The organism is Noviherbaspirillum album, from assembly GCF_035916955.1.
Classification (GTDB): Bacteria; Pseudomonadota; Gammaproteobacteria; order Burkholderiales; family Burkholderiaceae_D; genus Noviherbaspirillum; species Noviherbaspirillum album.
Map to the genome: position 1 here is coordinate 148250 of NZ_JAWIIV010000014.1, position 14377 is coordinate 162626.

Below are 14377 nucleotides of genomic sequence, written 5' to 3' on the forward strand. Positions count from 1 at the left end.
CACAATTGATCGGCAAGCGGTGCGGATATTCCGCGGACGCGTCGACGCGCCGACGCGCGGTAGTGCCACGCAGACCAATGGAGCGACATACATGATCAGGGACCCGGAAGGCTTCGACATATTTCTCGGCAACTTGCGCCGTTTCGTCAGGGAGAGGCTGGTCCCGCACGAGAAGTCGGTGATGGAAAACGATGAAGTGCCGGAGGGCATTGTGCGCGAAATGGCGGAGCAGGGTATGTTCGGCTATTCGATACCGGAAGAGTACGGCGGCGCGGGCATGACCACCGAAGAACTCGTGCTCGCTGCGCTGGAGTTGTCGCAATGCTCGGTGGCGTTCCGCGCCCGGGTCGGCACCAATACCGGCATCGGTTCCGAAGCCCTGGTCGCCGACGGCACGCCGGAGCAGAAGAAGAAATATCTGCCCTTGCTTGCCAGCGGCGCGCTTACCGGGTCTTTCGCGTTGACGGAGCCGGAGGCCGGATCGGAGGCGACCGCGCTCAAGTCGACCGCGCGCCGCGAAGGCGATGTCTACATTCTCAACGGCACCAAGTGTTTCATCACCAATGCGCCCATTGCCGGCCTGTTCACCGTGATGGCGCGGACCAATCCGGATGCTCCCGGCGCGGCGGGCATCTCCGCCTTCATCGTCGAGAGAGATACGCCTGGCCTGTCGACAGGCAAGCCGTATCGCAAGATGGGCCAGGAAGGCTCGCCGGTGTCGGAAGTGCATTTCCAGGATTGCCGGGTGCCGGCCGTGAACCTGATCGGCGGCCAGGAAGGCATGGGCTTCCGCACGGCGATGAAGGTCTTGAACAAGCAGCGCATTCATCTCGCGGCCCTGTGCACCGGTCCCGCCATCAGGATGCTGGACGAAGCGATCCGCTTCGTCACCGAGCGTCGCCAATTCGGCCAGCCGCTCGCCGACTTTCAGCTGATCCAGGCAATGATCGCGGACTGCCAGACCGAAATCCATGCCGCGCGCGCGCTCATACTCGAAACCGCGCGCCAGCGGGACCGCGGCGAGGATGTGGCGCTTGCGGCGTCGATGTGCAAGTACTTCGCTTCCGAAATGTGCGGCCGCGTCGCCGACCGCTGCGTGCAGATGTTCGGCGGATACGGCTACATCGCCGACCATGGCATCGAGCGCTTTTATCGCGACGTGCGCCTGTTCCGCCTTTATGAAGGCACCAGCCAGATCCACCAGCTCAACATCGCCAAGCGTACGCTGGCGGCGCATGGATACCGGGAAGGCCAGTAACTGTCGTACCGGAATTACCAGGATTACCAGTATTACCCGAAGGCCTACCAAGGAAAGACAAGGAGACAGCATGTTGAAGACCCTGATAACAAGCGCAGCATTGGCTGCCGTAGCATTGCAGCCCGCCATGGCCGAACCCGGCTATCCGTCGAAGCCGATCCGGATGATCGTACCCTTTGCCCCTGGAGGCTCGACCGACGTGGTGGCGCGCATCCTCGGCGCCGAGCTCAAGAACGAACTCGGGCAAGCCGTCATCGTTGAGAACAAGCCCGGCGCCGGCGGCAATATCGGCGGCGACGCGGCAGCCAAGGCCACGCCCGACGGCTATACCATTCTGATGGCCGCGGCAGGCCCGACCGTCATCAACCCTAGCCTGTACAGCAAGATGCCCTATGACCCGATCAAGGACCTGGCGCCGGTGACCATGCTCGTCCGTGAACACAACCTGATGGCAATCAATCCATCCATTCCGGCCAAGACACTGCAGGAATTCATCTCATACGCCAAGTCCAAGCCGAATGAAGTCAATTTCGGCTCTCCCGGCAACGGCAGCCCGGCCCAGCTTGCCGGCCAGCTGATGAACCAGACCGCCGGCCTGAAGATGGTGCATGTCGCCTATAAGGGAAGCGGTCCCGCGGTGGTCGACCTGGTGGCCGGACATATCAGCATGATGATCGACAACATGCCGGCGCTGCTGCCGCATGTGCAAAGCGGCAAGCTTCGCGCGCTTGCCATACCGAGCGAGAGCCGGGCCTCGGCCATGCCGGATGTTCCGACCTTTGCCGAAGCCGGCATGAAGGATTTCGTGATCACCGCATGGAAGGGCGTCATGGTGCCCGCCGGCACGCCGCCCGCAGTGGTGAACAAGCTGCAGGCGAGCATCGCCAAGATCATGGCAAAGCCGGACATCAAGAAGCGGATGATCGAAATGGGTGCCGAGCCCGTGGCGAATACGCCGGAACAGTTTGGCGACATTATCAAAAAGGAGTCCAAATGGTGGGCAGCGCTGGTGAAGTCAACCGGCACCAAGCTCGAATGAGCCCGCATGCAGCTGTCCGTCCGACCGCCCCAATCTGTCAACTCCTTGTGGAGAGCCCATGAACGTTCGCCCTGACAGTCGCCAAGCCGACATTGGCTCGCTTCGGGAGCGCCTGAAGCATTTCATCGACACCGAAGCGATTCCCCGCGAGCATCCCGCGCTGGCGCACGACGTCGAGGGGCTCGACGCCGTGATTCGAGAACTGCGGCAAAAGGCGCGTGCGGCCGGCTTATATGCGCCGCAGCTGCCGATCGAGTTGGGCGGACTTGGCCTTGGCTGGCAGGACCGGGCCGGCATTCTGGAAGAGGCTGGGCGCAGCTTTCTCGGTCCGGGCGCGCTCAACTGCGCGCCGCCCGACCAGCCGAACATGATCAATCTGGTGCGCAACGGCACGCCGGAACAGCGGCGGCGCTATCTGGAGCCCCTGATCGAGGGCAGATTGCGCTCGTGCTTTGCTATGACCGAGCCCGCGCCTGGCGCCGGTTCCGATCCCGGCATGCTGAAGACGTGCGCTGTCAGGATCGGCAAGCGCTGGCGCATCAATGGGCACAAATGGTTCATCAGCGGCGCGGTCGGCGCGGCATTCGCCATCGTCCTGGCGCAGACGGAGGAAGGCGCCACGCTGTTCATCGTCGACGCAGGCCAGCCCGGCTATGAAGTGGTGCGCAATATCGGCAGCATGGATGGCTACCAGATCGGCGGACACGGCGAACTCCGTTTCATCGATTGCGAGGTGGGAGAGGAGGCCGTGCTGGGCGAGGTGGGGAAGGGGTTCGAATACGCGCAGGAACGTCTCGAGCCCGCGCGCCTGTCGCATTGCATGCGTTTCATCGGACGCGCCTCCCGCGCAATGGAAATCGCCCAGGATTACGCGGCGGGCCGCACGTCGTTCGGCAAGCCGCTGTCGGAACTGCAGCAGGTGCAGGCAATGGTTGCCGATTCCCATATCGACCTGCATGCAAGCCGGCTGATGAGCCTGCACTGCGCAGGCCGGATGGATGCCGGAGAATCGGTAAAGCATGAATCGGCGATGACCAAGATATTCGTGTCGGAAGCCGTGTATCGCGTCGCCGACCGGGCCGTGCAGATCATGGGAGCGCTGGGAATCTCGGATGACACGCCGGTGTCGATGATACTGCGCGAACTTCGGCCGTTCCGGATCTATGACGGCGCAAGCGAATTGCACCGCGCAACCATCGCCCGCCGCGTGTTCCGGGAAGGGCTGCGGCCCTGATGTAAAGCGGATGTGAAGCTGATGGAAACCTGACGCCAACCTGGCGCCAGTCGGACTCAACCAGCACAAGAGCAGGTGCGGGGCACGTCGCGGCTTTATGCATTGCCGTGGCCGGCAACAGGGTTGCCGGCATCCGCATTATCGGTACGCTCCGGGAATTCGGATGACGTGCGGCGCCCGTTCCCGCCCGACGCTTCCAACGTGATCCCGAAGCAGCCAAGGAGCATTGCAACCGCGTACAGAAGCAGGAGGCATAGGGTTCCGAAGATGGCATCAAACACGTATTCCACAGCGTCACCGATTCGTTTCACAGCAATCTCCCTCTTCCGGTTATAGCCAATGTAATGTCGCATGGAAACCCGAGTTTGATATGCAACAAGCTTGAATCAGGCAGCTTCGACAAGCGCTGAAGAGAGGCGCACGCTTCGTCATCTCATGAACGAGTCGGAGTTGGTGCGGCCATGGCGGCACTGTCCATAGACCGATCTAAGTTTTCTATATTTCATCCGCCGAATTTAAAGGTATAACAATGCGGTCTCTTGCCGGAGATGCGTTCGCGGACCGGAATCATCCTCAAGCGGCGTCACCGGCGGGAGCCTTATGGCGCAGCGGTCGTCCTTCGGCGCCCCCGTCATGAGCATTGATGTTGAAACCTGTTATCGGTTCCAGGAGCGCCCATGAACATTTCGGAAGTGATGCTTGATGCGGGAATTCGGAAAGCCACTGAAGCCGGGCTGCTGGCCCGGGATGCGACGGATTCGGAAAAGGCATTCAATCGCGCCCTCATTCGCGCAGTACTGGAGGCTGCGCTTGGCGAGCAGCATGGCGGCAATTCCAGTTGCGCCGCGCAGTCGGCGTTACGCGCGCGGGACAGATGGTCGTTTTTCTCCAGCAAGTAAATCCTCTTCGTTTACGCTGAAACGGCCGCCATGGAGGCTGCCCACATACATCCTGCCTGTCTATGTGTACTGTAGACATTGCGCCAACTTCATGCCCCCCTAAAATTAGATGACGTCGAGTCAACCCGGAGCATTGCCTTTTCAAGCATGGCATTGCGGGAAAGGTTTGGCTCCGGACGCGAACGGTGCTCATGGGCACCCAAAAAATCTAATGGAGACAACATGAAAGAGCAAGGATCTACGTTTCGGCTGCCGTACTCGGCCTTCGCGGTAGTGGCGCTGGCGGCATGCGGCGGTGGAAGCGGCGGGGATTCCGCGCAAACCGGTTCGACGAATACGTCCACCGCGCTTCCGCTGGTGTGCTCGCAACTCCCCAACACCGTCATTCCAGCGTCCGCTATCGGCCTGCCAACCTCGGGTGGCGTCGTCACGGCCGCTTCGGTCGTGCCGGCAAGCGGAACCGGAGCCGCCGCCGTCCCGGAACACTGTCTGGTTACGGGCAGCATTGCGCCGGTTGACAAGAGCGCACCCAATATCCTGTTCCGGGTCGCGCTGCCGTCGGCATGGAATTCGAAGGTGGTCATGTTCGGCGGCGGCGGGTTCGACGGCAGCATACCCAATGTCGCCGCAAACGTGCCGGCCGGTCCCACCGACAAGCAAACACCGCTCGGCCGCGGCTATGCGACCTTCGCGAGCGACTCGGGACACCAGTCGAATGCATTCGGCTCGCAGGACGGATCATTCGCCCTGAACGAGGAAGCGGCCCGCAACTTTGGCGGCGATGCCCTCAAGAAAACCCGCGATGCCGCCATTCACCTGATCAAGGCAAGATATGCGGTGGAGAAAGTGCAGAAGGCCTATTTTGCCGGCGGCTCGACCGGAGGACGGGAGGCGCTGGCCGCCATCACCCGCTGGCCCGCCGACTGGGATGGCGCCATCGCCTGGTACCCGGCCTGGAATGACGCGGCCGCGCTGCTTGGAGGCCACAGGATGAGCCGGGCGCTGGCACAGCCCGGCGCCTATCCGAATACGGCCAAGCGCGACCTGATCTACAAGGCGGCCATCGCGGCATGCGATGGCCTGGATGGCGTGGCGGACGGCCTCATCAGCAACCAGCAGCGATGCAATGCAACTTTCGATCCGTCGACCGCGGTCTTCAACGGCAGGCCGGTGCGCTGCGAAGCCGGCGCGGATACCGGAGATACCTGCCTGTCCGACGCACAGATCGGCGCGCTGAAAACGATCAACACGGATACCCGCTTCAACTTCTCTCTCGCAAGCGGAGAAACTCACTACTCGGGTTACAACGTATGGGGTGCGGATCTCGGCATCACCACCAACCCCTCGCCGCTGCAGCCGACCGTCACTTTCCTCGCGCTGGGAACATCGCAGCCGGCAATGCCCATGCCGAGGACGGCGCCGTACATCAGCGTGCTGACGGACCAGTGGATCAAGTATTCCGTGACACGGGACCCCAACTTCAATTCATTGACGCTCGATCCCGAAAACCCCGGACCCTGGGCAGGGCGGATCAGCGAACTCAGCACTCTGCTCGATACGAAGGTGGACCTGAATGCGTTCGCAGCCAAGGGAGGAAAGCTGCTGCTGGCGCACGGCTTGTCGGACGTTCTGGTCAGCAGTCGCGCCACCGAAGAGTATTACCAGCGGCTGCAAAGCCAGATGGGCCCATCGGAAGTGAGCAAGTTCGCGCGCTACTACGAAGTGCCTGGATACGGACATGCGCTCAGCACGAGTTTCAACGCCGCCTGGGACTCGCTCACCTCGCTTGAGAAATGGGCTGAAAACGGTACGAGCCCCGCCAACGAAGTTGTCGCGGATACCGCCGGGGTTCCAGGCCGTACCCGGCCGCTGTGTGACTATCCGAAGTGGCCGAGGTACAACGGTACAGGCGACGTGAACAGCGCATCCTCGTACACCTGCTCGAATTAATCCTGCAACATGATGGAATCCGGTGCGGAATTTCCCGTGCCGGATTCCATCCCACGTATAAGCCTTGCAACGACCTACCGCAAAGAGATTTTGAATGGATAAAAAGAAAGATATCGTGATAGTCAGCGCCGTGCGAACGGCCATCGGCAGCTTCGGCGGCTCGCTCAAGGACTTCTCCAGTCCGGATCTTGCGACGATCGTCGTCAGGGAAGCATTCGAGCGGGCCGGGGTCGACCCGGCATCGGCCCAGCACATCGTCATCGGCAACGTCATACAGTGCGCCCCCCAAGACATGTATGTGTCACGCGTGGCCGGCCTGAATGCGGGGATGGCGAAACAGTCCGCCGCGCTGACGCTGAACCGGTTGTGCGGCTCCGGCCTGCAGGCCATTGTTACCGCGGCAAATGCCATTCAGCTTGGCGATGCCGATGTCGCTGTCGGCGGCGGCGTAGAAACCATGAGCCGTGCGCCCCACGTCATGCAGACCGCACGCTGGGGAAACCGGATGGGCGATGCCAGGCTGCTGGACATGTTGCTTGGAGCATTGAATGATCCGTTCGGCGCCGGGCACATGGGTGTCACTGCCGAAAACATTGCGGATCACTACCAGATATCGCGCGAAGACCAGGATGCATTCGCCGCGGAAAGCCAGCGCAAGGCGACGGCCGCTATCGAAGCCGGCCGCTTCAAGTCGCAGATCGTGCCGGTGGAAGTCAGGAGCCGCAATGGAACCGTCTGCTTCGACACGGACGAGCATCCGAAGCACGGCACGACGGCCGCCGCCCTGGCCCAGCTGAAGCCGGCATTCAGAAAGGAAAACGGCAGCGTCACGGCAGGCAATGCTTCCGGGCTGAACGACGGCGCCGCCGCTTGCATCCTGATGAGTGCTGAAACCGCCTCGCGCACCAATGCGACACCGCTGGCGCGCCTGGTTTCCTATGCGGTTGCCGGCGTCGAACCCTCCATGATGGGCCTGGGACCGATCCCCGCCGTCCAGCTCGCCCTCGGGCGCGCCGGGCTATCGCTGCAGGACATGGACGTCATCGAATCAAACGAGGCCTTCGCCGCACAGGCGCTGGGGGTATGCCGCGGGCTGGATCTCGACCCGCACAGGACCAATCCGAACGGCGGCGCAATCGCACTGGGCCATCCCCTGGGAGCCAGCGGCACGGTCATTACCGTCAAGTGCCTGCATGAACTGATCCGCACGCGCACGCGTTACGGCTTGGTGACCATGTGTATTGGCGGCGGGCAGGGCATCGCGGCTGTCTTCGAGCGCCTGTAGGCCGTCATGTCATTGCGTCGAGCTGCCGTTCGCATCTTTGCCCGGAAGGTACGGCAGGCTCGGCAAGCTCGACAGACTCCAGAGGCGAAGCGCCACATGAATCTCGAGCGCACGGTTGGGACTGCTCCAGTGGCCCAGCAGTTCATCGACGTTTGCCAGGCGCTGGCGCACCGTATTGACATGAATTTTCAGGCTTGAGGCCGTGGACTTCGCGTTCTGATTATTGTCCAGGTATTTCAGCAGCGTATCTGCGATCTGCGTGCCGCGCCTCAGGTCATGCGCTATGACGGGACCGATGCAAGCGTTGATGAATGCCTTCAGGCTGTCCCGATCATGGGACTCGAACAGCACGGAGTACAGTGCCATCTGGTTCTGGTCGATGACCTGCCCGCCGATGCCGATGCGGTGAAGAATCGATAAGCCGCGGCGCAGCGCCCCGTAGATTGTCTTGACCGCCTCGGTCATATAGATGGGTTTCGACAGGATTCCGCGAAAGCCTCCGCCGAACTCGCGCCTGGCGATGGCGCAGAATTCCCTGACGGTGTCCTGGGCTCCGGTCGTAGGGCAGACGATGGCCAGCGCCCCATCGATTTCATCGAAAACGAGGTTGGAAAACAGGCCTTCGGCGCGCAGGCGGCGGGCCACGGTTTCCGGCTTCGGCTGTTCGGTGTCGACAAGGATCAGCGAGAACGGCTGCGACAGGTCCAGGCCCAGGCGCCTGGACCGCTCCAGCAGCGACGCCCGGTCCTCCGCCTCGGTCTCGACCAGCGAACGCAGCAGCCTGGAGACATCCCGGCTCTTGCTTGCTTCCATGCGTTCCTGCGACAGCAGCACGATCGCCATGACGCTTGCACTTCTCTCGAAGGTGCGAACCGAAATTTCATCCAGGCCGGCGTGCCGATACAGCAGCACCGCGCCGAGCAGGTCGCTGCCTCCTATCACGGCGGCTACCCGGCATATTTCGCCGTTCTCTTCATATGCGATAACCGAACGTCCTCCCTGCCTGCTTTCGCGAATGGCTTGCGTGACGGCAGTGCTGGGCGGGCTGTGCGGCTGGTAGGCATCGCTAGAAGTCCCGGTGTATTCGGGCGAGGTCGCGCGACTGATCACCTGGAACGCTTCGTCCAGGACCAGGACGCTGCCGCCCAGCAGCTGCGCGACAGTCTGGGTAAGCGTACCCAGCGATGCGCCCCTGGCGAGGAGCGAAGTCAGCTGTTCATGCGCCTCCGCCGCCTTCTGCACATCGCGTGCATGCCGTTCGAGTTCGGCGCGGGCATGATCCGCCTTCTCCAGTGCGATCTTGGCCTGTTCGAAGGCCTTGGCGTTATTGATTGCCACCGCGGCGTGCGTCGCCAGGGTGCCGAGAATGGCGATACTGAGCGCGGTGTGCGAGCGCTGGTAGCGGTCGGCGACGAACAGCAGGCCGATGACATTGTCATCGGACAGCAGGGGCACGCCGGCCATTGCCGCCACGCCTTCATTGCGGAAGGTATTGTCCAGCACCGGGTCGTGCGGAAAGCGGTTATCGAGCAGATAGTTGGTGGTATAGAACGGCAGGCGTGTCGACATCACCATGCCGGCAATGCCGTGCCTCCTGTTGGCGGTCATTTTCGTCGTGTCGATGGAAATCGCTCCGTCGGTGGCCAGCACCCGGAATTCCTCCGCCTCCGCATCATAGACCGTGAGCCAAGCCAGGTGGGATCCGAGAAGCGTCCTCGCGCGGGTCACGATCGCATTGAGCAGGCTTGTCAGATCCAGGCGGCTGGAGAGGTCTTTCGCGGAATCGATCATGGCAAGCAAGCCTTGCTCGCTGGACTGGTGCTGCTCCAGCTGATGCTTTATCGCCATTGCCATTCTTATGGTTTCAAGGGCGTCCGGTTTTCCGGCATCCTCGTTCGGAAGCTTTTCCGCGGACGCAAGGCGGGCATTGAAATCGTCTATCGATGCGTCCCGATAAAGCAGGCCAATAAGCTCGAGGGCGATTCTTCCCGCTACATGGTTTGCATCCATGATCATCTCCCTGGTCAATGTTCGATATGCACCGGATCGGCGCGACCTTTTGGCATTAGCGGCAGGCCGATCCACCGACTCAGACTTTACGCGTTTGCGTCCATGGTCACGATGTGGCAAGTGCACATCGGGCGCCCCGTAAAGATGTCCAATATTACATAGATTCCCAGGGTGCGGTTTGAGAGACTGAACGCCGTTGGCCGAAGCAGTTGCCAAAGCAGTTGCCGTGGCAATTGCAGGCTTTGCCCGCCGGGCAAGCGGACACAGCGTCGTGCAAAACGATGCGAGCAACGATAAATCGAGGAGGTTGTGCAATGAGAAAGTATCTGGAGGGACGAGTCGCCATTGTCACCGGTGCGGGCAGCGGCCTGGGCCGCGCGCACGCATTCGCCCTGGCAAGGCAGGGCGCGATGGTCGTCGTCAATGACATCAACGGGCGTCACCAGGGTTCGCCCGGGCGCGAAGTTGCCGACCAGATCGTCCGCGAAGGCGGGTCGGCGATCGCGGACGCGGGCGATGTCAGGGAGTTGGAACAGATGGAAGCCATGGTATCGCGCGCCATCGGGGAGTGGGGCCGCGTCGACATCCTTGTGAACAACGCAGGCATATTGCGCGACAAGAGTTTTTCAAAAATGTCCCTCGACGATTTCCGCCTCGTCATCGACGTTCACCTGATGGGCTCCGTCAATTGCACCAAGGCAGTCTGGGAGCATATGCGTACCCAGGGTTACGGGCGCATCGTCATGACCTCATCATCGTCCGGACTCTATGGAAATTTCGGCCAGTCGAACTACGGCGCAGCGAAAATGGCCGTGGTGGGGCTCATGCAAACCCTGGCCCTCGAAGGCGAGAAATACAACATCCGCGTCAATTGCCTGGCCCCCAGCGCGGCGACGGCCATGACCGAGGGCGTGCTCTCGCCCGAAGACCTCGAAGGACTAAGCCCCGAGGCTGTCAGCCCGGGCGTGGTTGCGCTCGTATCGGAGCATGCTCCCTCGAGAATGATCCTGCTGGCGGGAGCGGGCAGCTTCGAGGCCGCCAACATCACCATGACCCGCGGAATCCATATCGGGAACTCCGGCGATGCCGTCACCCAGATTCTCCAGCGGCTTGGAGAAATCAGGGACCGGCGGGATGAAGTGGTCCCGGATGCGGGCTGGGATCAGTACCGGCTGGAGCTGTCGAAGGCGGGAATGCCGTCGTAGCGACCTGAGTACGTTGCGTGCCGCACAGGGATCAGCGCGACAGCAGCGCAGCAGCAGCCAGCGGAAGAAGGTTGAGCGGCGCAGTGTTTTGAAGACATCAGGCAGGCGATTTCGTGTGTCTCTGCACATAGCATTCCGCACTCGCATGAATGACACTGTTTTCACCGGCCCCGGCTTGATCCTTGTACCGCAGTAGTCCGGATCGTTGTGCTGCCGCAGCGCTGCGGCCCGGCTCGCTTATCTGGTTTAAGACTTTAATCATAACGGCCCGAGGGCCGAATTTCTGGTTCCCTGCAAATGACATCGGACAATTTTCACGACTTGCCCAAAAGCCCGACCATGGGGCAGATGATGAACCAGCCCATGCTGATTTCCAGCATCATCGAACATGCCGACCGCCATTTCGGCAACAGGGAAATCGTATCCCGGCGCGTGGAAGGCGACATTCATCGCTATACCTATCGCGATTGCCACAAGCGTGCGCGCCAGATGGCCAATGCGCTCGGCAAGCTCGGCGTGGCAATGGGAGACCGGGTCGCCACGCTGGCCTGGAACGGCTACCGGCACCTGGAGCTCTACTACGCCATTTCAGGAAGCGGCGCGGTACTCCATACGATCAACCCGCGCCTGCACGCGGAGCAGATTGCCTATATTGCCGACCATGCGGAGGATACCTACGTCTTTTTCGACCTGACCTTCCTGAATCTCGTGGAAACGCTTGCCGGGCATTGCACGTCGGTGAAGGGCTATATCGCCATGACCGACCGCGCCAGGATGCCGGCGGAAACGTCGATTCCCAACCTGATGTGCTACGAGGACCTGATCGAAAGCAACTCCGACCGGTACGCATGGCCTGTATTCGATGAAAACTCCGCGTCGACGCTTTGCTATACATCGGGAACCACTGGCCATCCGAAGGGCGTGCTCTACTCGCATCGGTCGACGGTCCTGCATGCCTACGCGTCTTCCCTCCCCGACGCGCTCAATGTATCGGGAAGGGAAGTGCTCATGCCGGTGGTGCCGATGTTTCATGTCAACGCCTGGGGCTTCCCGTACTCGGCCCCGCTGTCGGGTGCGAAACTCGTTCTGCCGGGATCGATGCTGGATGGCCATTCGCTATATGAGTTGATCGAGCAGGAAAACGTAACTGCCTCCGCCGGCGTGCCGACGGTATGGCTCGGACTGCTCAACCATGTGGAAAGGAACTCGCTGGGATTCACAAGCTTTCGGCGGATCGTGATCGGCGGTTCCGCATGCCCGCCGGCGATGATGAAATCCTTCCGGGAAAAATACGAAGTCCAGCTGCTCCATACCTGGGGTATGACCGAAATGTCGCCGCTAGGCACCGTCTGCACGCTTCAGAGCCATCACGCATTGCTGCCGCAATCCGAACAGGACGCGATATTGGAAAAGCAGGGTCATGCGATCTATGGCGTGGATATGAAGATCGTGGACGACGAGGGCACGGAGCTAGCATGGGACGGCGTTGCCTGCGGCCACCTGCTCGTGCGCGGGCCGTGGGTCGTCGCAAGCTATTTCAAGGGCGAGGCCGGCGCCGCGTTGCAGGACGGCTGGTTCCCCACCGGGGATGTCGCCACCATCGACCCCGAGGGCTACATGCAGATTACCGACCGCAGCAAGGACGTGATCAAGTCCGGCGGCGAATGGATCGGATCCATCGAGATCGAGAATGTCGCGATGGCCCATCCGGCGGTCCACCAGGCAGCCTGTATCGGCGTGTTTCATCCGAAATGGGATGAACGTCCATTGCTGGTTGTCGTCAGGAAGGCTGACGCAAGGGTCACCAGGGATGAATTGATCCAGTCCTACACAGGAAAAGTCGCCAAATGGTGGACGCCGGATGACGTCGTGTTCGTGGACGCGCTGCCGGTGGGGGCGACGGGAAAAATTCTGAAGAACGAAATCCGCAAGCAACTCAGGCACCACAAGCTGCCGTCCGTATAGAAAACCCGAGCACTGCACAACTACTTCAACAAGGAGACCTCAAATGACATTCCAACTTCGCCCCATGATGATGGCTGCCGCAATCGCCGCGGCGTTTGCCGCCCCGCTGGCCGCGCATGCCGACAACGTGAAGATCGCCTTCATCGATCCGCTGTCCGGCCCCTTCGCGCCGGTTGGCCAGAATATCCTGAAAAGCTGGCAGTATGTCGCCGACATGGCCAACAAGGAAAAATGGGCAGGCAACCATACCATCGAAGTGGTCGGTTTCGACAACAAGGGCAGCCCGCAGGAATCGCTGACCGTCCTGAAAACCGTCGCAGACCAGGGCTACCGCTACATCATCCAGGGAAACGGTTCGGGCGTTGCGCTGGCGCTGGTGGACGCGGTCAACAAGCATAATGAGCGCAATCCCGGCAAGGAAATTGTTTACCTGAACTATGCCGCCGTCGATCCCGACCTGACCAACAGCAAGTGCAGTTTCTGGCATTTCCGGCTCGACGCCAATTCCGACATGAAGATGGAAGCCATGACGTCCCTGATGGAAAAGGAAAAGGATGTCAAGAAGGTCTACATCATCGGCCAGAACTATGCGTTCGGCCACCAGGTGACGAAAGCCGCGAAGGAATATCTGAAGCGCAAGCGCCCCGATGTGCAGATCGTCGGCGACGATCTGCACCCGATCGGCCAGGTAAAGGATTTTTCGCCATACGTCGCCAAGATCAAGGCATCGGGAGCGGACACCGTCATCACGGGCAACTGGGGCGCCGACCTCGCGCTGCTGATCAAGGCGGCCAAGGAGGCGGGGTTGACCGCAAACTTCTACACCTATTATGCGGGCACCACCGGCGTGCCCACCGCGATGGGCGCAGCGGGCGAGGGCCGCGTGAAAACCGTAAGCTACTGGAACCCCAACGGTCCCGGGTCGACCGGCCAGAACATCGTCGAAGGATTCAAGAAGAAATTCAACGACGATTACACCGTCATGGCGACTTACACCGGCATCAGCCTGCTCGCGAAGGCATTCAAGGACAGCGGTTCGACCGAGCCGCTGAAGGTAGCGCGGGCCATGGAAGGCATGAAGCTGACCAGCCTTAACGGCGATGTGGAAATGCGCAAGGCCGATCACCAGCTGCAGCAGCCGCTCTACATCACCACATGGACCAAGGTGAATGCCAAGGACGTCAAGTACGACCAGGAAAACACCGGCTATGGCTGGAAGACCGACAGGAAGGTGGATACCTACGTGGCTTCGCAGCCCTCGTCCTGCCAGATGAAGCGCCCCGACTAAGTCAGATCCGCACCGGAGTGCGTCTTCCTGCCGCACTCCGGCCTCGGTCTACAGCCTCCGGCCTGCCATGGCGTGCCGCCGCGTAAAGATTACTGTATCCATTCCAGGGGTTAAGTGTGGAGTTTGTCGCTATTACATTACTTAACGGCTTGAGCTACGGGCTCCTGCTGTTCATGCTGTCTTCCGGCCTGACGCTGATCTTCAGCATGATGGGCGTGCTCAACTTCGCGCATGCCAGCTTCTA

10 protein-coding genes and 1 pseudogene are annotated in these 14377 nt (G+C 61.1%); 10 read left to right on the forward strand and 1 reads right to left on the reverse strand.

Annotated features, from left to right (window positions below; all coding sequences use genetic code 11):
• Positions 1-91: 91 nt before the first annotated feature.
• The 6 genes from RY831_RS17495 to RY831_RS17520 all read left to right on the forward strand — a co-directional run bounded on the left by RY831_RS17495 (position 92) and on the right by RY831_RS17520 (position 7665).
• Positions 92-1258 (forward strand): acyl-CoA dehydrogenase family protein, encoded by a 1167-nt coding sequence (locus RY831_RS17495; protein ID WP_326507664.1) that lies wholly within the window; start codon positions 92-94, stop codon positions 1256-1258.
• A gap of 70 nt (positions 1259-1328) precedes the next feature.
• Complete coding sequence (locus RY831_RS17500; protein ID WP_326507665.1) at positions 1329-2297, forward strand: Bug family tripartite tricarboxylate transporter substrate binding protein; 969 nt, start codon at positions 1329-1331, stop codon at positions 2295-2297.
• Between the two features lie 58 nt (positions 2298-2355).
• The gene (locus tag RY831_RS17505) at positions 2356-3531 is read left to right on the forward strand and encodes an acyl-CoA dehydrogenase family protein (RefSeq protein WP_326507666.1); all 1176 of its coding nucleotides are present in this window, start codon (positions 2356-2358) and stop codon (positions 3529-3531) included.
• Positions 3532-4208: 677 nt separating this feature from the next.
• Positions 4209-4430 (forward strand): hypothetical protein, encoded by a 222-nt coding sequence (locus tag RY831_RS17510; RefSeq protein ID WP_326507667.1) that lies wholly within the window; start codon positions 4209-4211, stop codon positions 4428-4430.
• Between the two features lie 222 nt (positions 4431-4652).
• Positions 4653-6380, forward strand: coding sequence for a tannase/feruloyl esterase family alpha/beta hydrolase (locus RY831_RS17515; protein ID WP_326507668.1), 1728 nt, complete (start codon positions 4653-4655; stop codon positions 6378-6380).
• A gap of 94 nt (positions 6381-6474) precedes the next feature.
• The gene (locus RY831_RS17520) at positions 6475-7665 is read left to right on the forward strand and encodes an acetyl-CoA C-acyltransferase family protein (RefSeq protein ID WP_326507669.1); all 1191 of its coding nucleotides are present in this window, start codon (positions 6475-6477) and stop codon (positions 7663-7665) included.
• 9 nt (positions 7666-7674) lie between these two features.
• On the opposite strand, the gene RY831_RS17525 is transcribed toward RY831_RS17520, so the two are convergent.
• Positions 7675-9675: a helix-turn-helix domain-containing protein gene (locus tag RY831_RS17525; RefSeq protein WP_326507670.1), complete on the reverse strand. Its 2001-nt coding sequence runs from the start codon at positions 9673-9675 to the stop codon at positions 7675-7677.
• Between the two features lie 314 nt (positions 9676-9989).
• Here RY831_RS17525 and RY831_RS17530 point away from each other — a divergent pair, with 314 nt between their 5' ends.
• The 4 genes and pseudogenes from RY831_RS17530 to RY831_RS17545 form a co-directional block, all read left to right on the forward strand.
• Positions 9990-10880, forward strand: coding sequence for an SDR family NAD(P)-dependent oxidoreductase (locus tag RY831_RS17530; protein WP_326507671.1), 891 nt, complete (start codon positions 9990-9992; stop codon positions 10878-10880).
• A 297-nt stretch (positions 10881-11177) separates the two neighbouring features.
• A complete protein-coding gene (locus RY831_RS17535; RefSeq protein ID WP_326507672.1) occupies positions 11178-12845 on the forward strand; it encodes a 3-(methylthio)propionyl-CoA ligase in 1668 nt (555 codons plus the stop codon).
• 43 nt (positions 12846-12888) lie between these two features.
• Complete coding sequence (locus RY831_RS17540; RefSeq protein ID WP_326507673.1) at positions 12889-14133, forward strand: branched-chain amino acid ABC transporter substrate-binding protein; 1245 nt, start codon at positions 12889-12891, stop codon at positions 14131-14133.
• 92 nt (positions 14134-14225) lie between these two features.
• Positions 14226-14377, forward strand: a pseudogene (locus tag RY831_RS17545) (branched-chain amino acid ABC transporter permease); the annotation flags it as partial.

Bases quoted from the DNA above. Each gene is read 5' to 3' on its own strand.
- RY831_RS17495 (WP_326507664.1), top strand. From the start codon at position 92: ATGATCAGGGACCCGGAAGGCTTCGACATATTTCTCGGCAACTTGCGC.
- RY831_RS17500 (WP_326507665.1), top strand. From the start codon at position 1,329: ATGTTGAAGACCCTGATAACAAGCGCAGCATTGGCTGCCGTAGCATTG.
- RY831_RS17505 (WP_326507666.1), top strand. From the start codon at position 2,356: ATGAACGTTCGCCCTGACAGTCGCCAAGCCGACATTGGCTCGCTTCGG.
- RY831_RS17510 (WP_326507667.1), top strand. From the start codon at position 4,209: ATGAACATTTCGGAAGTGATGCTTGATGCGGGAATTCGGAAAGCCACT.
- RY831_RS17515 (WP_326507668.1), top strand. From the start codon at position 4,653: ATGAAAGAGCAAGGATCTACGTTTCGGCTGCCGTACTCGGCCTTCGCG.
- RY831_RS17520 (WP_326507669.1), top strand. From the start codon at position 6,475: ATGGATAAAAAGAAAGATATCGTGATAGTCAGCGCCGTGCGAACGGCC.
- RY831_RS17525 (WP_326507670.1), bottom strand. From the start codon at position 9,675: ATGGATGCAAACCATGTAGCGGGAAGAATCGCCCTCGAGCTTATTGGC.
- RY831_RS17530 (WP_326507671.1), top strand. From the start codon at position 9,990: ATGAGAAAGTATCTGGAGGGACGAGTCGCCATTGTCACCGGTGCGGGC.
- RY831_RS17535 (WP_326507672.1), top strand. From the start codon at position 11,178: ATGACATCGGACAATTTTCACGACTTGCCCAAAAGCCCGACCATGGGG.
- RY831_RS17540 (WP_326507673.1), top strand. From the start codon at position 12,889: ATGACATTCCAACTTCGCCCCATGATGATGGCTGCCGCAATCGCCGCG.